At 35.0% G+C, this 19,524-nt stretch carries 17 protein-coding genes; 11 read left to right on the forward strand and 6 right to left on the reverse strand.

The features are described 5' to 3' along the window. Nucleotides 1-105: 105 nt before the first annotated feature. The gene (locus BM296_RS11135; protein ID WP_091903124.1) at nucleotides 106-1,212 is read left to right on the forward strand and encodes a DUF748 domain-containing protein; all 1,107 of its coding nucleotides are present in this window, start codon (nucleotides 106-108) and stop codon (nucleotides 1,210-1,212) included. After that, nucleotides 1,209-2,000 carry a DUF1206 domain-containing protein gene (locus tag BM296_RS11140; protein WP_091903125.1) on the forward strand — a complete coding sequence of 264 codons (792 nt, stop codon included), beginning with the start codon at nucleotides 1,209-1,211 and terminating at the stop codon, nucleotides 1,998-2,000. Before BM296_RS11135 ends, BM296_RS11140 begins: the two co-directional genes overlap by 4 nt. A 7-nt stretch (nucleotides 2,001-2,007) precedes the next feature. Here the strand turns inward: BM296_RS11140 and BM296_RS11145 are convergent, their stop codons facing one another. Further along, nucleotides 2,008-3,309 (reverse strand): dicarboxylate/amino acid:cation symporter, encoded by a 1,302-nt coding sequence (locus BM296_RS11145; protein WP_027067187.1) that lies wholly within the window; start codon nucleotides 3,307-3,309, stop codon nucleotides 2,008-2,010. A 61-nt stretch (nucleotides 3,310-3,370) separates the two neighbouring features. Further along, entirely contained in the window at nucleotides 3,371-4,435 is a 1,065-nt protein-coding gene (aroC, locus tag BM296_RS11150) for a chorismate synthase (protein WP_091903126.1), read from the reverse strand. A 227-nt stretch (nucleotides 4,436-4,662) separates the two neighbouring features. Between aroC and BM296_RS11155 the strand changes: the two genes are divergently transcribed. Continuing rightward, nucleotides 4,663-5,529, forward strand: coding sequence for a UDP-2,3-diacylglucosamine diphosphatase (locus BM296_RS11155; protein WP_091903127.1), 867 nt, complete (start codon nucleotides 4,663-4,665; stop codon nucleotides 5,527-5,529). On the opposite strand, the gene BM296_RS11160 is transcribed toward BM296_RS11155, so the two are convergent. Continuing rightward, entirely contained in the window at nucleotides 5,526-8,444 is a 2,919-nt protein-coding gene (locus BM296_RS11160; protein ID WP_091903128.1) for an FAD-binding and (Fe-S)-binding domain-containing protein, read from the reverse strand. The two genes, BM296_RS11155 and BM296_RS11160, sit on opposite strands and share 4 nt — an antisense overlap. Nucleotides 8,445-8,534: 90 nt before the next feature. Between BM296_RS11160 and BM296_RS11165 the strand changes: the two genes are divergently transcribed. Then, nucleotides 8,535-9,014, forward strand: a complete 480-nt coding sequence (locus BM296_RS11165) for a hypothetical protein (RefSeq protein WP_091903129.1) — start codon at nucleotides 8,535-8,537, stop codon at nucleotides 9,012-9,014. 103 nt (nucleotides 9,015-9,117) lie between these two features. Next, nucleotides 9,118-10,236, forward strand: a complete 1,119-nt coding sequence (locus BM296_RS11170) for a TlpA disulfide reductase family protein (RefSeq protein WP_091903130.1) — start codon at nucleotides 9,118-9,120, stop codon at nucleotides 10,234-10,236. Nucleotides 10,237-10,311: 75 nt separating this feature from the next. On the opposite strand, the gene BM296_RS11175 is transcribed toward BM296_RS11170, so the two are convergent. Together BM296_RS11175 and BM296_RS11180 are read right to left on the reverse strand one after the other, a co-directional pair. Next, complete coding sequence (locus BM296_RS11175) at nucleotides 10,312-11,970, reverse strand: LVIVD repeat-containing protein (protein ID WP_245787008.1); 1,659 nt, start codon at nucleotides 11,968-11,970, stop codon at nucleotides 10,312-10,314. Nucleotides 11,971-12,097: 127 nt separating this feature from the next. Beyond that, a complete protein-coding gene (locus BM296_RS11180) occupies nucleotides 12,098-12,748 on the reverse strand; it encodes a rhomboid family intramembrane serine protease (RefSeq protein WP_091903131.1) in 651 nt (216 codons plus the stop codon). 57 nt (nucleotides 12,749-12,805) lie between these two features. Between BM296_RS11180 and BM296_RS11185 the strand changes: the two genes are divergently transcribed. Continuing rightward, complete coding sequence (locus BM296_RS11185) at nucleotides 12,806-13,702, forward strand: lysophospholipid acyltransferase family protein (RefSeq protein ID WP_027067194.1); 897 nt, start codon at nucleotides 12,806-12,808, stop codon at nucleotides 13,700-13,702. Between the two features lie 69 nt (nucleotides 13,703-13,771). Here the strand turns inward: BM296_RS11185 and glmM are convergent, their stop codons facing one another. Then, nucleotides 13,772-15,160: a phosphoglucosamine mutase gene (gene glmM / locus BM296_RS11190; RefSeq protein WP_027067195.1), complete on the reverse strand. Its 1,389-nt coding sequence runs from the start codon at nucleotides 15,158-15,160 to the stop codon at nucleotides 13,772-13,774. Between the two features lie 95 nt (nucleotides 15,161-15,255). Between glmM and BM296_RS11195 the strand changes: the two genes are divergently transcribed. The 5 genes from BM296_RS11195 to BM296_RS11215 all read left to right on the forward strand — a co-directional run bounded on the left by BM296_RS11195 (nucleotide 15,256) and on the right by BM296_RS11215 (nucleotide 19,524). Further along, nucleotides 15,256-15,852 carry an acyl carrier protein phosphodiesterase gene (locus BM296_RS11195; protein ID WP_091903132.1) on the forward strand — a complete coding sequence of 199 codons (597 nt, stop codon included), beginning with the start codon at nucleotides 15,256-15,258 and terminating at the stop codon, nucleotides 15,850-15,852. Nucleotides 15,853-15,916: 64 nt separating this feature from the next. Beyond that, on the forward strand, nucleotides 15,917-17,608 hold the full coding sequence (ggt, locus tag BM296_RS11200) for a gamma-glutamyltransferase (protein ID WP_091903133.1): 1,692 nt from the start codon (nucleotides 15,917-15,919) through the stop codon (nucleotides 17,606-17,608). Between the two features lie 74 nt (nucleotides 17,609-17,682). Beyond that, nucleotides 17,683-18,384, forward strand: a complete 702-nt coding sequence (locus BM296_RS11205) for a hypothetical protein (protein WP_091903134.1) — start codon at nucleotides 17,683-17,685, stop codon at nucleotides 18,382-18,384. Nucleotides 18,385-18,419: 35 nt separating this feature from the next. Continuing rightward, complete coding sequence (locus BM296_RS11210) at nucleotides 18,420-19,016, forward strand: LURP-one-related family protein (RefSeq protein WP_091903135.1); 597 nt, start codon at nucleotides 18,420-18,422, stop codon at nucleotides 19,014-19,016. An 82-nt stretch (nucleotides 19,017-19,098) separates the two neighbouring features. After that, nucleotides 19,099-19,524, forward strand: a complete 426-nt coding sequence (locus tag BM296_RS11215; RefSeq protein WP_091903136.1) for a GNAT family N-acetyltransferase — start codon at nucleotides 19,099-19,101, stop codon at nucleotides 19,522-19,524.

The raw sequence follows: 19,524 nt of genomic DNA on the forward strand, positions 1-19,524 counted from the left end.
ACTTTTAATCTGAATAGATATTCTTTTACCTCTAATCATTTCTTGAACTGATATTCTTAAATCTATCGCTTAACTTCTCAATGTTTGATTAAAACATTGAAAATCATGAGTGAAGTAAAACGGAAGCGATATAAGAAAAAGAGATACTTTGTACCTATTACCATCGTAATTTTACTTATAGTAATTCGCCTTTCCCTACCCTTCTTTTTAAAAAATTATGTAAACAAAGTTCTAGCAGATATTCCTGGATATTATGGTCAAGTTAAAGATATCGACTTATCAATCATCCGTGGTGCGTACACTATTCACGGTATGTATTTAAATACCGTAAACGCAAATACAGAAATTCCTTTCTTAGACTTTAAACAAACGGATATCTCTATTGAATGGAATGCGCTATTTCATGGTAGAATAGTTAGTGAGATAGAAATGCTAGAGCCCACAATAATCTATGTTTTTGAAGATCAACAACAAGATACTACAGGACAAGCTAATACAGAAGATTGGTCTAAAGCACTTACTAATTTAGTGCCTATTGATATTAACCGTTTAACCATTGAGAATGGAAAGTTTGCTTTTTTACAATTACAGGCAGATCCCAATATAGATTTAAATCTATCAAATGTTCAACTCACCGCGTCAAACCTTAGAAATGTCATTGAAAAAACAAGGACGTTACCTTCCAATATACAAGCAACAGCCACTTCAATCGGTAACGGTAATGTTGTATTAAAGGGTGATATGAATCTAGTAAAGGAGATACCCGACATGGATATAACCTTTAGTTTAGAAAATGCCAACGCAAAAGCTCTAAATGATTTCACCAATTACTATGCTGGTATTGATTTTGACGAAGGTTCTTTTGATCTTTTTGGCGAGCTTGCTATTGCCGATGGGTATTTAAAGGGTTCGTTTAAGCCCATTCTTAAAAACGCCAAGCTTATTGGTAAAGAAGATGGGTTTCTAAAAACGCTTTGGGAAGGATTTGTAGGCTTCTTTAAGTTCGTACTAAAAAATCATAAACAAGATACCTTGGCTACTAAAATACCTATTGAAGGTGACCTGAATAGTGTAAAAACAAAAGTTTGGCCTACTGTTACGCGAATTTTTAGAAATGCCTGGATCAAAGCTTATAAGGGCGTTATAGATGATGATTTAAATTACCAAGATGCAACTGAAGGAGCCGATAAGCTTAAAGAGAAAAGACCATGAATAATAAATTGAAAAAAATTGCCTTTATAGGTTATATCGCAAAAGGTGTAGTTTATTCCATTACCGGGATATTAACCTTTTTAACAACTATTAATATGGGTGGTCAAAAAGCAGGAAAATTGTCTACCATAGACTATTTAGAAGAACAAAATTTTGGTGCCGCTATTGTAATTTTATTAGGGCTTGGATTACTATGTTATGCTTTATGGCGATTACTGCAAGGCATATTAGACCCAGAGGATATGGGTTCTAAACCCAAATTCATTGCAAAACGAATTGGTTTTACCATTAGCGGAATTATATATGCAGCGTTAGGATTATTCGCTATAATTGACGCTTTGGATATTGGTATGTTTTCTGGTAATGGAAATTCTAAAGAATCCATATTTACCGGTACTAGCGGTTCAGTATCACTTGTAATTATTGGTATCGGCTTGGGCTTAAAAGGTGGATATCAGTTTATCAAAGCCTACAAAGGAGACTTTCTTAAAAAGTTTAAAATACAATCAATTTCATCTATTAATAAGAGAAAATATATTAAAAGAATTGGTTATGCCGGATTGATTTCCAGAGGAATCGTTACGAGCATTGTTTCCTATTTTTTTATAACAGCTGGTATAAACCTAAGAGGAACAACCTCTCAAAAACTGAAGGGCACTTCTGAAGCCTTCTCATTTATACAAGAGCAAGTCTATGGCAGATGGTTATTAGGCATCGTTGCCTTAGGTTTAGTTTGTTACGGATTGTTCATGTTCAGCACTGCTGCCTATCGTAAATACAAATATTGAGATAAGATTACTTTTTATAATTATCGTCCCAGTTTTTAACTTTTGGTTCGTGTAGTTTATCTACAGATTTAGCAACCATCATAGAAACGGCAGCGTCTCCAGAAACATTGATTACTGTTCTACACATATCCAATGGTCTATCAACTGCAAATATCAAAGCTAATCCGGCTTCCGGTATACCTGCCTGTGCAAGTACAATAACCAGCATGACCATACCAGCACCTGGCACAGCGGCACTTCCTATAGAAGCTAAAGTAGCCGTTACAATAATTCCTAATTGTGCAGACAAACTTAAATCCATTCCAAATGCTTGTGCAATGAAAACAGCGGCAATAGCTTGATAAAGGCTTGTACCATCCATATTTATGGTTGCTCCTATTGGCAAGACAAAACTTGTTACCTCTTCATCTACACCTAAATGCTCTTCTACCCTTTCCATAGTTACAGGTAAGGTAGCAGCACTTGAACTTGTTGAAAATGCAAGCAATTGAGCTGGCGACATTCCCTTCATAAATTTATTTGGAGATGTTTTCGTAAATACCCAAACCAATAATAAATAAACTCCCAGCATTAGCGAGAGTCCTAATAATACACAGAAGGCGTACCAAGCCAAAGCCTTAAATAAATCTAAACTTGGCGATTCTACTACTAATGCAGCCAATAAAGCGAATACTCCAAAAGGTGCAGCCAACATTATCAAATCAATCATCTTCAAAATAACTTCATTGAATCCGTCAAAAAACTTTTTAACGGGTGTAGCTTGTTCTTCAGGTATAAGTATTAAACCGATTCCAAAAAATATTGCAAAGAAAATAACCTGCAACATATTACCATTATCTGAAGCTGCTTTAAATATATTACTTGGCACCAAATCTTCTAATGCTTGTAATGGTCCTGCTTCTCTCTGCTTTTCTGCCTGAGTTTTAATAGCATCAGCATCACCTTTATAATTATCGACTAGTTCTGTTCTGGTCGCTTCTGTTATAGATGCACCAGGTTTAACAATATTTACAACCCCCAACCCTATAGTTACGGCAATAACTGTTGTTGCTATGTATATTCCTATGGTACGCCCACCCATTTGGGAAAGCTTGGAGATATCTTTTAAATCTGAAACCCCTTTTATTAGGGAACCTAAGATAAGCGGTACTGCTATAAGCTTTAAAGAGTTGATGAAAATGTTACCAAATGGTTTAATCCAATCTGAAATAAATTGCGGCCCCCATTCTAACTGAACCATGGCCAAAGCGAATAAAACCCCTACCAACATTCCTATTAGAATTTGCCAATGCAACTCAAGCTTCCTCATATATAAATTAGTTTAGGGAAGTAAGATAGTATTTTGCTTGGAAAAGTGCTAAAAACGCAACCTATAATTTAATGGTGCGGTTAATTAGGGTATAGTCTGCCAAAACCAAGGCGGTCATAGCTTCTACTATAGGTACAGCTCTTGGAACCACACAAGGGTCATGTCTTCCTTTACCCTGTGTCTGAACCATATTACCCTCTTTATCAATAGTTTCATACCCTTGAATGACTGTAGCTACTGGCTTAAAAGCTACGTTGAAATAGATGTCCATACCATTACTTATTCCTCCTTGAATACCGCCACTATAGTTGGTTTTTGTAGAGCCATCACCATTAAATTGATCATTGTGTTCGCTACCTTTCATCTTAACACCTTCAAAACCACTACCATATTCAAAGCCTTTAACCGCATTTATAGATAGCATTGCCTTACCTAATTCTGCATGAAGCTTATCGAATACAGGTTCTCCTAAACCAATCGGTACATTTTTTGCGACACAGGTGATAATCCCACCTATTGTATCGCCTTCTTTTTTGATAGATTTTATGTATTCTTCCATCTTTGCAGCCATTTCAACATCAGGACAACGAACTGCATTAGATTCGGTTAACGATAAATCAAGTTCTGTATAGTGTTTACCTAAATTCATATCTCCTACTTGAGATACAAATGCTTGTATTTCTATTCCTTTTAAAAATTGTTTCGCAATAGCTCCTGCCACCACTCTACTTGCTGTTTCCCTTGCCGAGCTTCTGCCTCCGCCACGGTAATCTCTAAAACCATATTTTTGATCATACACATAATCGGCATGAGATGGTCTATACGAATCTTTTATATGTCCGTAATCTTTAGATTTTTGATTTGTATTATGAATAGCAAAGCCAATTGGTGTACCCGTCGTTTTACCTTCAAAGATGCCCGAATAAAATTCTACTTCATCTGGTTCTTTTCTTTGGGTTACAATAGCAGATTGTCCTGGTTTACGACGGTTTAAATCGTTTTGTATCGCATCAAAATCTATTTCAATTTCAGACGGACAGCCATCTATAACACCTCCAATTGCTTTTCCGTGGGACTCTCCATAAGTGCTTACCCTAAATAAATTTCCAAAGGTATTTCCGGCCATAATAAATACGTTCTAATTTACGCTTAACGATTGTAAAGCTTACAAATTCAAAGTCTTCAAAGATAAATGTTAAATGCTTTAAAGAAAAATTAAAAAAACGCATAATATTAGCTTAACCTTAGTCACTTAGCATAATAATTACTTAACGTAATGATTATAGATTATTGACCTACTAAATAGCTGATTAGGATGTAATTAGGTTTAATTTTGGTGTAAAAATTTGCCACTTGAAGAAGCGTCGTCTTGAAATAGCTGTTTTATCGGATGTACATTTGGGTTCTTATGCATGTCATGCGGAAGAATTACTAACATATTTATCTAGTATTGACCCAAAAATGCTAATTCTCAATGGCGATATTTTAGATGCTGGAAAAATGCGTAATAATTACTTTCCGCCTTCGCATTTAAAAGTGGTCAAGAAAATCTTTTCAATGGCTTCTAAGGGAACTGTTGTTCACTTTATAACAGGTAACAGAGATGAGCCGTTTCGTAAGATTGATAATATTTATATGGGTACCATTAAGGTTTCCAATCGTCTTACCTTAAAACTCAATGGGAAAAATACATTGTTTTTTCATGGCGATATTTTTGATTTCTCTTTTCGCCACTCTCACTGGCTATTGCACTTTGGTGAAATTGGTTTTGACACCTTATTGAACCTAGCAAAATTGAAAACTAAACTGTTTAAGCTATTCGGTAAGAAAAACAAACCTTTTTCTAATCCAGAATTAAACCATGGTGAACGCGATCCTAAACAAATTGAATCTTTTCAAAATAATGTCGCTAAAATGGCTATTAGCCAACATTATGACCATGTAGTTTGCGGGCATAGCCATGCACCTAACAAACAGCATTTTCAGACTAAAAAAGGAGCATGCCTTTATTTGAATTCAGGCGATTGGGTTAAACATATGACTGCTTTAGAATACTCTTTTAAACGTTGGAAACTATACCGTTATGAAAACGACAAATTAACCTCGTTTTATATGGATGAAGAGCTAAAGTCAATGGATATGAATGAACTTATAGCAACCATCACTCATAGAAATGCTAGTAATAACAAAAAGGAAAAAGGCGGTCTTACCGATAATTAATTCGATAATGCCTCTTTCAGTATACTAACCGGATGCTTTGCTATTCTTTTTGTACCATCGAATATTTGATGCCTACAACTAGTGCCGTTTGCAGCAATTATAGTCTCAGCAGAAGATTTACTTACTGCAGGAAATAGTTTTAAACCTCCAATTTTCATACTAGTTTCATAATGCTCTTCTTCGTAACCAAAGGAACCTGCCATACCACAACAACCTGAAGCAATAATTGTAACCTTGTAATTTGCTGGTAGATTTAATACATCAAACGTTACTTTCTGATTGCTTAATGCTTTTTGATGACAATGATTATGAATTTTTATATCTCTTGCTTCTTCAGTAAAATCTGCAGAATTCAAACTACCATCGGCAATTTCTTTTGCCAAAAATTCTTCTATTAAAAACGAATGGTCTGCAACTATTTGGGCTGTAGTTTTATCTGAAGTCATTCTCTTGTATTCATCTCTAAAAGATAAAATTGCAGATGGCTCCAATCCTAAAATAGGCAAACCGGCTTCAGCAAACTTCTTAAGTTCCTTTATATTTTTAATGGCTAGCTTTTGAGCTTGTTTCAAGAACCCTTTTGAAAGAAAAGTTCTTCCACTTTCTGCATAGAACAACTCCACATCATAACCCAATCTGGCAAGTAACTCAATTGCATCTTTACCTACTTCGATATCTAAGTATTTCGTAAATTCATCTATGTATAAAACTACTTTCTTCTTTAACTTAGTATTCTCAAGATTAGATTTTTGAAGATGCTTATCGAAATTAAAGCTATAAACATTAGGCAAGCTTCTTTCTTTGGCAACACCACTCGATTTTTTCAACAAACCACCTAAAAATTCAGAATCATAAATAGCATTGGTCAGTCCAGAAACCTTGCTAGCCAATCCGTTTAGTTTTGTGTTGTACGCAAACAATTTTCCTCTTAAAGAATAACCATTTGCCTCTTGGTATTGATATAAAAATTCTGCTTTTAGAGTTGACACATCTACATTACTGGGACATTCACTTGCACACGCTTTACAGCTTAAACACAAATCAAATGCCTCTTTAATCTCGGGACTATCAAAACTATTTTTAGCATTGCTATTTGGGTTCGTTAAAAACTCCCTTAACGTATTTGCCCTGCCTCTAGTAGTATCCTTTTCATTTTTTGTTGCATGATAACTTGGACACATACCACCATTCATATGATGGGTTTTTCTACAGTCTCCACTTCCATTGCATTTTTCTGCGGCCTTTAATATACCCTCACTATCAGAAAAGTCCATGAAAGTCTTAATATCCGGCTCTTCACGATCAATTTCATACCTAAAGGATTTATCCATTGGGTATGCATCAACTATTTTACCAGGATTAAAAATACCTTTAGGATCAAAATAAGACTTAATTCGTCTTAGCAGCTGGTAGTTTTTATCACCAATCATTATCGGAATAAACTCGGCACGAACAATACCATCGCCATGCTCGCCACTAAATGAACCTTTATATTTCTTGGTAAGCTTAGCAACATCAGTTGTTATACTTCTAAACAAACCAACATCGGTAGATTTTTTCAGGTTCAAGATTGGTCGTAAATGCAGTTCACCTGCACCCGCATGTGCATAATACACAGCGCTTTGATTATAACCTTTCATTATTTCAGAAAATTCAGCTATAAAATTCTTTAAATCTGGAAGCGCTACTGCAGTATCTTCAATACATGCCACAGCTTTCATATCTCCTACAATATTTCCTAACAGACCAAGACCTGCTTTACGTAACTCAATGGCTTTTGCTATTTGATCTCCAAAAAGAACCGGATTAGAATAGCTTAAACCAGATTTTTCAATAGTAGCTATTAATGAAGCGATAATACCCTTTAACTCTTCCTCCGTATGCGCCGAAACCTGCAACATTAACAAAGCCGCGGGATCACCCTCTACAAAGAATCGATTTGCTAATTGCGTTCTGTTATTTTTTGTACAGTCCAAAATAACCTTATCCATCATTTCGCACAAATGCAATGGATGTTCCATAACCGGAACTACGTCCATTAAGCAATCTTCCAAAGATGTATAATGCGTAACTACCATTGCAGATAAGGCTGGTGGTAAGTCGTCTAACTGAACTGTAATTTCTGTGGTAAAAGCCAAAGTTCCTTCACTACCACACAGCAATTCTGCCATGTTAAAATATGGTTCCTTACCACCAAAAATTTGTGACTTCAATAATTCATCGACAGCATAACCAGTATTTCTTCTATGTATTTCAGGCTTAGGAAAATGGTCAATTACTTCTTTAGCTATTTCTTTATTAACTAGTTCTTTATATATATTATTATAAAGTGATGCTTCAAGTGTACTGCCGTTCTGTTTTTTCTTGAAATCTTCAGCGGAAATCCTTCCAAATTCCGCCTCACTACCATCTGATAAAATTGTTTTCATTGAAATAATCTTATCTCTGGTTACACCATATTGAATGGATGTGGTACCTGATGAATTATTACCCACCATACCACCTACCATACATCTATTTGATGTAGATGTATTTGGTCCAAAGAATAATCCGTAAGGTTTTAGATATTGATTTAACTCATCTCTAATTACACCCGGTTGTAAGGTTACCTGCTTGTTAACTTCATCAACACTTATAATTTTCGTGAAATGTTTAGACACATCAACCACCAAACCATCACCAACACATTGACCCGCCAAAGACGTACCTGCCGTTCTTGGTATTAGACCAATATTTTCATTGTTAGCAAACCTTACTATTGTTTTTATATCATCAACAGTTTTAGGAAATGCAGCACCTAAAGGTATTTTTCTATAAACGGAAGCATCTGTAGCATAAATAGTCTTAGTAAGATTATCAAATCGTACATCTCCCTCTAAATCTTGTCGTAACTTTAATAGCAAATTATTATCCAACTTAACACAATTTTGACTGCTAAATTAAGTTTTATTGTGTGAGCCACATTACAAATTGGCTCATTTTTCATCACAAAAAAGAAGAAGTATATGAAGATTTTAAAAGGATTAACTGTATTATTATTTATGGCGACCTGCTCGCTTTCCGCTCAAGAAATTGCTGACCACGCCTTAGGATTAAGACTAGGTGATAGTGATGGCTTTGGTGCTGAAATTAGTTATCAAAAATCATTGACAAGAGCCAATAGGTTAGAATTTGACTTGGGCTGGCGTGACAGTAGAAACTTTAGCGCATTTAAATTAGCTGGACTTTACCAATGGGTTAGACCTATTGAGGGTGATTTTAACTGGTACTATGGTGTTGGTGGTGGTTTAGGTAGTGTTGATTTCCCTGGCGATGATGGTGGATTATTTGTCTTTGCTGCAGGTGATATAGGAATTGAGTATAATTTTGATATTCCATTGATACTTTCTTTAGATTTTAGACCTGAACTAGGGGTTACAGGATATAATGGATTCTCTGATAATTTTGATTTTGATATAGGACTAGGTATCAGATACCAGTTTTAAACAGAAACTTATCATTATAATAAAGACCTCTAGCCATTGCGTTAGAGGTCTTTTTTTATATTCTTTATATAAGTACATTTGCAACTTAACCTAAGTGAAATTTATGAAAAATAGTATTGTAATACTACTAGCCGGAATCTTATTGTTTAGTTGTAACACTAAACCGGAAGGCTTTACCCTTAATGGAAAATTAAGAGGCGAAATGACAGATGGCACTCGCGTTTTCCTTAAGAAAATTGGAGAAAACAATCAACCTATGGAAGTAGATACTGCTACTACTACCAACGGTGAATTTACTTTTACAGGAAAATCTGATATTCCTGAACTACATTATATCTTCGTTGAACAATTACCTGGTTATACAGCTGTAATTTTGGAAAACGGAGAAATACAGTTTAGTGCACAAAGAGACAGTATGGGCTTTGCTGAAATTAGCGGTACATTCCAAAATGATGCTTTTTCTGATTATATGGAACAGTCAAGAGAAATCTCTCAACAAGCTCAATCTATTCAGCAAGATATGAAAGTGGCATCTGGAGAAGCTGCACTTGCACTTCAAGATGAAATGAAGGAATTACAAGAGGAATACAAGACTTTTGAATTAGACTACGTTAAAACTCACCCTAACGCTTTAATATCTGCACTTGTTCTGGATAGGGCTGTTGCAACCAAAGCAGTTAGCCTTGAAGAAGTTGAAGAAATCTACAAGACTTTATCTGAAGAAATTAAAAATTCTAAGCCAGGTAAACAAATTCTAGATGGAATAGAGAAACTAAAGGCTTCTGAAGCTGCAGGCAAAAATTCAAGTATAGGCGCTAAAGCTCCTGACTTTTCTGGACCAAGTCCTGATGGTAGCGTAATCGCTCTTAAAGATGTTATGGGAAAAGTAACATTAATTGATTTCTGGGCAGGATGGTGTAGACCTTGTAGAGCTGAAAATCCTAATATTGTTGCTGTTTACAATAAGTACCATGATAAAGGCTTAAACGTCTTAGGTGTTTCTTTAGACAGAACAGAAGAAGCGTGGAAAAAAGCAATAGCAGAAGATGGTTTAGAGTGGAATCACATTTCTAACATTGCCTACTTTGATGATAAAATTGCTAAACTTTATAATGTAGAAGCTATACCCGCAGCATTTTTATTAGATGAGAACGGTGTTATAGTAGCTAAAAATTTAAGAGGTCCTGCACTAGAAGCGAAAGTTGCAGAATTGTTGAATTAGGATTTAAAATTAATTACATAAAAAAAAAGCCCGAACAATGTTGTTCGGGCTTTTTTTTATAGTTTACAGTATCGATTAAAATGCTCCTCGAACATCTCTAAAGGTACCTTCTACCGTTGTATTTGAGCCTTTAGTAACATTACCAAAGATATTTACAACAGAATCATCACCAATGAACTCTATAGTAGCTCCTTCATTTAGAACTAAATCACCATAAATAGTTAAGTTGCCTTCCACCCTAAATGTCGCACCAGAATTTATTGTAACGTTTCTTTGTCTATTATTTCTTCCTATAACGATAGTTCCATTCATTTCAAATAAACCATTTGCATTAATATTCACACCATCTTTCACTGTCCAAGAACCACAAAGCAATAGATTACCACCAATATTTACATTATTGAATCTTTTAGAGCCTCTATATGCTAAATCATCACCTGTATTCACGTTCAAATTTGAACTACCAGAATATGAGGTTAAGTCTTCACAACGTGTTACCAAACTTTCGTCTGGTCTATTCAACTTTATAATTTGAAATCCTTTTTTACCTGAAGCGGCAAAAATATAATCTCCTTTAGATGTAACGAAATTTATAGAACCGGTAAGTTCAATTACACCAACACCTACAGTACTACCATCTTTACTTTCTGAAAGACTTAATCCTCCAGCGCCATTCGCCATTAAAAGTAAGTCTTCGTTAACTGCAACTCCATTAGTTACAATTTCTCCCGGTTCAGCATTTTCCGGATTTGTTAATATTGGTAAGTATTCTACAAAGCTACCAGAAGTAGCGTTATATACTCCTGCTCCCTTTTCACCCTCTGAAACGACAATATTTTCATTTGAAAAATCTAATGTACGCTTGGCATCTACTCCAAAATCAGAATCGATATTTATACTCCTTGTTACATTTAAACTTTGATCTAAAAATGTAACACCTTGTGCAGCATCTAATACAGCAATTTCACTACCACTGTAAGCTACAGAACGTAAATCTGAAAAAGCAGCCTCGTTCAAAGCACTTAAATCATTTTTATCATAAACCACTACAAATCCATCTTGACCACTAGTTACAATAGCCTTATTGTCAACAATACGAACATCTGTAGCGTTAAATCCTTCTTGAAAGCCATAAGTAATGTCGGAGGTATTCAATCTACCGCCACTAACAGCTATTTTAGCAATTAGAGAATTTGCCGTTGCCGTAACCGATTGTTCTGAATCTACACCACCAGCAACATATACATACCCATTATCATAGGCAATTGAATTTAAATCTGCATTTGTGTAATACAATCTAGATGTAACTCTAGGATCGGTTGGATCACTAATATCTATTACATCAATAGCACCAACATAATCTTGACCAACAGTATTATAGGATACATAACCATAATCACCGTCTAAAGCAACATGGGTTGCAGCTAAATTTTCACCATTATCAAATGATGGCGGTGCAATTTGAGCAACTAAGGATAGTGGATAATCTCCTGCTTCTTCTGTTTTTCCGGTAAGATTAAATCTCTTGGCAGTAGCTATAGGATCTTCATAAATATCAAGAACACCAGCGCGTTCGAAACTTACACTATTGTCTAATTTTGATTGATTGGTTTCATTAACCAAGTTATCATCGGGATTTTCAAAAACTGTAGTTTCATCACTACAACTTACCACAAAAAAAGTAGCAGCTATGGCAATAAGCCATGTTTTTTTGATAGATAGGGTTGATTTCATGTTTAATTCGGGTTTCAGCAATAACGACCCCTAGTGCGGGATTGTTGTCTATACACAGAGAAAACCGATGAAATGCACTAAATCTTAGTTCATTTAAGCAAAGATTCTTAGAATCTTTACAAAAAGCCTAAATTTTGCCCATTCTACCAAGAACAAATAGTAAAATAATTGGAAGAGCCAATAACCCAACCATTAGTGTTTCGGTCTGTAAAAGACTGGGCATGAATAACAATGTACAGGCATAACCACCTATGGCTCCACCAAAATGTGCCGTATGGCCTATATTCCCCAGCCGCTTTTTCATTCCATAAATAGAATACAGTAAATATCCAATACCAACTACATACGCAGGAACTGGAATAGGAATAAACATTATGCCCAATTGCATGGTTGGTTGCAGTAGTATAGCTGCATACAAAATTCCGGTAACCGCACCACTTGCACCTACAGCAGAATAATAAGGCTCATCTTTATGAAAACTCAACGCTAACAAACTACCACCTATAAGACTAACCGCATAAATTATCAAAAACTGAGTGGTACCAAACCAATTTATAACTACACCTGCAAAGAAATATAGCGTAAGCATATTAAATAATAAATGCGAAACATCTACATGTAAAAAACCAGATGTTGCCATACGTTCTTTTTGCCCTGCCTTTATTGCTCCGATACTAAATTTGTAACGCTCAAAGAAAGTAGTATCATTAAATCCCTTCATTGACACTAATACATTTGCAGCAATTATTGCTATGGTCGCTATATCAAGGTTATACATTATCTGTCATTTATTTGGCGTCAAATATAACTATATTTGCCCATAATTTTTTTGAGAATGCAACTATTGGCCTTTGTTTTGATTTACCCATTTCTCTGGGTGGTTTCCATTTTGCCACATCGCTTATTTTACGGTTTATCTGATATTGCTTGTTTTTTTATCTACCGAGTTTTTGGTTACCGAAGAAAAGTAGTTCAAGAGAATTTAAACTTGGTTTTTCCCGAAAAATCAAAAGAAGAGATTCATAGAATTGAAAAAGACTTCTACAAACATCTTTGTGATATGTTCTTAGAGATGGTAAAAACGATGAACTTAAGTAAGGATGCCGTTTCAAAAAAATATAAAGTTGTAAATCCGGAAGTTTTACTTGAGATAGAAAAAGAGCGCAGTATCATTATTTTATGTGCGCATTATGCGAATTGGGAATGGAACGTAAGCATAAACAATTACGTTAATTCTAAAGGATATGCAGTTTATCAAAAAATAAACAATTCTTATTTTGACAATTTTATCAGAAAAGTAAGAGCTCGTTGGAACACCACTTTAATTACACAAGCCCAAACAGCCAAAACAGTTATACAGAATTTTAGAAATAATGTACGTGCAACTTATGGCATGGTAAGTGATCAATCGCCACAAGCGCACAGAGCGCATTACTGGACCGATTTTATGGGAATAACAGTTCCTATTTTTAATGGCGGAGAAGCATTAGCCAGAAAAACAGGATTAGCTACGGTATTTTTAAAAGTAAGCAAAGTAAAACGCGGATATTACAAAGCTGAATTTATACCGATTGCCATAAATAGTAAAGAAACTAAAGAACACGAAATAACAGATGCCTTTCTAAGGCTTACTGAAGAACAGATAAAAGACCAACCGGAATTTTATTTATGGACTCACAAACGCTGGAAACATAGAGGCAAGAAACCCGCTGCCTTCGCAGAAATAAATTAACATTACAAAAACAAAAACCGGAAACAGTTAAACTGCTTCCGGTTTTTTATGCTTCTTATTTTATAAGAGTTACAATCCTGCTACTGCTTTTATTTCTCCTATAATTCTATCTGCCAAACCATCTGCCTCAGTTTGACTTTTAGCTTCTGTATAAATTCTGATTATTGGTTCTGTATTAGATTTACGTAGATGAACCCAATTTTCTGCAAAATCGATTTTTACACCATCAATAGTAGATAACTCTTCGTTTGCATATTTTTCAGCCATAGATTTTAAAATCCCATCCACATCTAATCCAGGTGTCAACTGTATTTTCTTTTTACTCATAAAATAGCTTGGATAGCTAGCTCTAAGTTCTGCTACTGTACCACCCTTTTCTGCCATTAGCATTAAGAATAAAGCCGTACCCACTAAAGAATCACGACCATAATGGCTTTCTGGGTAAATTATACCTCCATTACCTTCACCACCTATAATTGCATTATTGGCTTTCATTTTAGTAACCACATTTACTTCACCTACTGCCGCAGCTTCATAAGTACCGCCATGCTTTTGAGTAATATCTCTTAATGCTCGTGAAGAGGAAAGATTAGAAACTGTATTCCCTTTTGTTTTACCTAAAACATAATCTGCACAGGCTACCAATGTATACTCTTCCCCAAACATTTCACCATCATTGCTAATAAAAGCTAAGCGGTCTACATCTGGATCTACTACGATACCAAAATCCGCCTTTTCCTTAACAACCAAATCACAGATATCTTTTAAGTGTTCTTTTAAAGGTTCTGGATTATGTGGAAAATGACCAGTAGGCTCACAATATAACTCAACTACTTCTACTCCAAATTCTTTTAAAAGTTTTGGTATTGCAATTCCTCCCGTAGAATTTACACCATCTACCACAACTTTAAATTTCGCCTTTTTAACTACTTCGGCATCAACTAAAGAGAGGTTTAAAACTTCATCTATATGAATATCAATATAACTATCGTTTCTATTTATTACTCCAAGATCATCGACATCAGAAAAATCAAAATCTTCTTTTTCTGCTATTTCTAAAATTTTAGCACCCTGGGCAGCATCCAAGAATTCCCCTTTTTCATTTAACAATTTAAGGGCATTCCATTGCTTTGGATTATGACTAGCCGTCAAAATTATTCCTCCATCGGCATTTTCCATAGGCACCGCTATTTCAACTGTTGGTGTTGTTGATAAATCTAAATCAACTACATCAATTCCTAAACCTACCAAAGTAGAAACCACAAGATTTTGAATCATTTCACCAGACAAACGAGCATCACGACCAATTACAACTTTCAACTTATCCTTTTTAGAATAATCCTTTAGCCAAATCCCATAAGATGCCGCAAACTTTACCGCATCGATCGGAGTTAGATTATCTCCTGGTTTTCCTCCTATTGTTCCTCGTATTCCTGAAATAGATTTTATTAGTGTCATATACTCTTAATAAGTTTTTTGCAAATATAAAGGTATCATACTTATCACTATAGCCCTTCTTTGTAAATTCGACTTAGGAAGCATAATTTAGTCCAATGAATTTTTTAGCCCATATTTACCTTTCTTTTAACGATAAAGAAATCACCATAGGTAACTTTATTGCCGACAGCATACGTGCTAATAAATTTCAGCATCTGCCCATTAAGGTACAGAAAGGTATTAAGCTTCATCGTTTAATTGACACTTATACGGACACCCACGCCATACCAAAAATTAGCAGCAAGAGACTTCACGCAAACTATAGTCATTATAGTAGGGTTATCGTTGATATCTACTATGACCACTTTCTTGCCAAAAACTGGTCTAAATATTCTGATATTCCACTAGATGTTTTTGTCGATAATTTCTATGATCTTTTAGAAGACAACTATGAAATTTTACCCGATGGAATAAAAAGAATGATGCCTTATATGATAGCCGATAATTGGATATTCAATTATTCTAAAATGGATGGTATTGCACGCGTACTAAATGGTATGAACCGTAGAACAAAAAACAAATCTAGAATGAACTTTGCTATTTTAGACCTTGAAGAACATTATGATGAATTCGAAAAAGAATTTACTGAGTTTTTTGAGGAGCTTATTACGTATTCTAAACATAAATATATTTCCTTAACCACAAAAAAATAATATTTTAAATATCAAAATACCAATGTTTTATATATACTAATTTAAATAATTAATACAACTTACTATGAACCAACTAAAACTATTATTTACACTGACTGCATTGTTAGTATTAAGCAGTTGTAAAGAAAATCCGGCAGTACCAACAGGGACCGTTACAGATAATGCAATGGTAGTATCTGCAAGAGAGGAAGCCTCTAAAATTGGTAGTGATATCATGCAAAAAGGAGGCAATGCTTTTGATGCTATGGTAGCCACAGAAATGGCTTTGGTGGTTGCATATCCATTTGCAGGAAACCTTGGTGGCGGCGGATTTATGGTGTATCGAAAAGCAGACGGTGAAGTTGGCGCTCTTGATTATAGAGAGAAAGCTCCTTTATCAGCTCATAAAGACATGTATTTAGATTCATTGGGCAACGTGATCCCCGGTAAAAGTACTTTGGGCGCATCCGCTGTAGGAGTACCTGGAACAGTAGCAGGTATTATTGAAGTACATAAAAAGTTTGGGTCACTACCCTTAGAAGAGATTATGGCTCCGGTTATTGCTCTAGCAGAACGTGGTGTTGTCGTTACAGCTAACCAAGAAAAGCGATTGGCCAGTCAACGAGATAAATTTATTGAAGTGAACAGTGACAGCACCAAGTTTGCTACCGTATTCAAAACTAATGATACCATTAAATATCCTGTATTGGCAAATACCTTTAGAAGCATCGCAAAAAATGGTAGAGATGGTTTTTACAAAGGTGAAGTTGCTAAAAAACTTGCAGCATTCATTCAAGAAAAAGGTGGATATATTACCGAAGAGGACTTAGAAAAATACCAGGCGGTATGGAGAGACCCAATCACTTTTAATTACAGAGATTTACACATCATTTCTATGAGTCCGCCTAGTAGTGGAGGTGTCACCATTAATCAGATTTTTAAGATGATGGAAAATTACGATGTTGCCAAACTTGGTCATAACTCCCCAAAAATGGTACAATTATTTACAGAAGCTTCAAGAAGAGCTTATGCTGATAGAAATTATTTTCTAGGTGATCCTGACTTTGTTGAAATTCCATATGATAAATTATTAAGTGACCACTACCTAACGGAAAGAATGGCTAATTTCTCTTTTGAAAAGGCAACAAAATCATCTGAAGTTGAGCATGGAAATATAGAAATAGTAGAAAGTATGGAAACTACCCACTACTCTATTGTAGATCAAGAAGGTAATGCCATATCGGTCACCACAACACTTAACGGCGCTTATGGCTCCAAACTATATTCTGATGAACTTGGCTTCTTTTTAAATAATGAAATGGACGATTTTAGCTCTAAAGCAGGTGTACCTAATATGTTTGGACTTGTAGGTGCTGAAGCCAACAGTATTGCAGCTGAGAAAAGAATGCTAAGTAGTATGACCCCTACAATCGTTGAACGTGACGGAAAGTTATGGATGGTTGTCGGTACTCCTGGTGGATCTACAATCATTACTGCAGTGGCTCAGACTATTTTGAACGGTTATGAATTTAAAATGAGTATGCAAGACGCAGTTAATGCTCCTCGCTTTCATCACCAATGGTTACCAGACATGGTCATCTTTGAACCAGACGGATTTCCTTCTAATTTAAAGGAGGAACTAAAATCTAAAGGCTATATAATTAACGAAGAAAGAACTCCTATTATTGGTAAAGTTGATGCTATTCGCATACTTGATAACGGCAAGCTTGAAGGTGGCGCAGACAAACGTGGAGATGATGCAGCAGTTGGCTTTTAATTATCACTAAGATTAATTTTAAGCAACTTTTAATTTCTACATAACAATTTACTAATGAAATATTTAAATATATTATGCTAAAGAAATTATTTAAACTTTTAGGTATACTCATTATACTAGCTTTTATAGGCTATGGTGTTTTATATTACCTATATAATGAACCTGTACCTATAGGAGAATCTGGACCTGAAGCTGATGCTTTAGCATATAGAATGTTGGATGCCTTAAATTACAAAAACTTCAACAACACCAAAATATTGGAATGGTCTTTTCGTGGTGATCATCACTATAAATGGGATAAAGAAAAGGAGATTGTTACTGTAACCTGGGATAACACAATCGTTCATTTAGATTTAATTACTCCACAATCTAGCATTGCCGAAGTAAACAATGTGAAAACCAATTACGAGGAAACTCAAGTTTTAATTGAGAAAGCTCAGAATTATTTTAATAATGATTCGTTTTGGTTAGTTGCCCCATTTAAAGCATTTGACCGTGGCACCGAACGGTACTTGGTAGATATGGAAGATGGGTCAGAAGCCCTTTTAGTTACCTATACTAAAGGTGGAGATACCCCTGGAGATTCTTATCTATGGATTATAGAACCAAGTGGTAGACCAAAAAGTTTCAAACTGTGGACAAAAATCATTCCTATTGGTGGCGTAGAAGCTTCTTGGGAAGAATGGATCGAAACAGAAAGTGGTGTTATCTTGCCTACCCTTCATAAACTTGGACCATTTTCAATATCCATGGGAGATGTCAAAGGGACTTATTAATTGACTATAAAGAATTCAGCCACTAAAAATTTAAAATGCAAGATTATAAATTTCCATTAGATTTCACTTTTCATATAGGTACTTTATCTAATGATTTTTCGGCTGTAGATGCCAACGGAAAAATGGTGGCATATGTAAAGCAAAAACTCTTTAAATTTAAAGAGAATGTTGGCGTATACCAGAACGATAGTAAAACCGAATTACTATATAATATTAAAGCCGATAGGTGGATTGATTTCTCTGCATGTTATTCTTTTTCTAACCCTTCTGGTCAAGAACTTGGTAAAATTGGTAGAAAAGGTTGGGCTTCTCTATGGAAAGCTCATTATGAGATTTTCGATAAAAACAAACAATTAAAATATACTATTAGAGAAGAAAATGCCTGGGTAAAGGTTTTGGATGGTATGGTTGGTCAAATTCCAATTATTAATCTATTTACCGGCTTATTCCTAAATCCTGCCTATATCGTAATCAATGGCAATAACGAAACCGTGGTACGTTTATCTAAAGAGAAATCATTGGTAGGCCGTCGTTTTAAAGTAAGTGAATTAAAGAAATTAAGTGGTAATGATGACGATATCATTATTCTAGGTTTAATGATGATGATTTTGCTAGAACGCCGTAAAGGTTAAAACAAACAAGATTAGTTTTGTAATAACAATATTATTACAATTACCCTAAATGAAGTAATTTTAAGTATAAATACAATATACTATGATTATAAAACTAATTACTTTTAATGAGGTTACCACCGAGCTTCAAACTCAATTAACAGAGCTTTACAAGCAACTAAATTCTGAATTAACACAACTAGACTTAGCCTCTGCCCTATCTGATTATAACACTACAGATGTGGTAATATGTTTGGATAACGAAGACTTAGTAGGTATTGCTATGATGGCTAAATATAAGGTGGTTTCTGGTCATAAAGGAATGATTGAAGATGTGGTTGTTTCTTCTGATTATAGAGGTAAAGGCATTGGCAGAAAGCTAATGGAGAAACTTTTAGAACAAGCAGAAAAAGAGAAACTAGATGATGTATTATTGTTTAGTGGTCACCATAGGACAGCAGCAATTTCCCTTTATAAAAGTCTTGGATTTAAGCTAAAAGAAAGCGGAATGTATATCAAAAAATATTAA

The sequence above is a fragment of the Maribacter stanieri genome (genome assembly GCF_900112245.1).
GTDB lineage: Bacteria > Bacteroidota > Bacteroidia > Flavobacteriales > Flavobacteriaceae > Maribacter > Maribacter stanieri.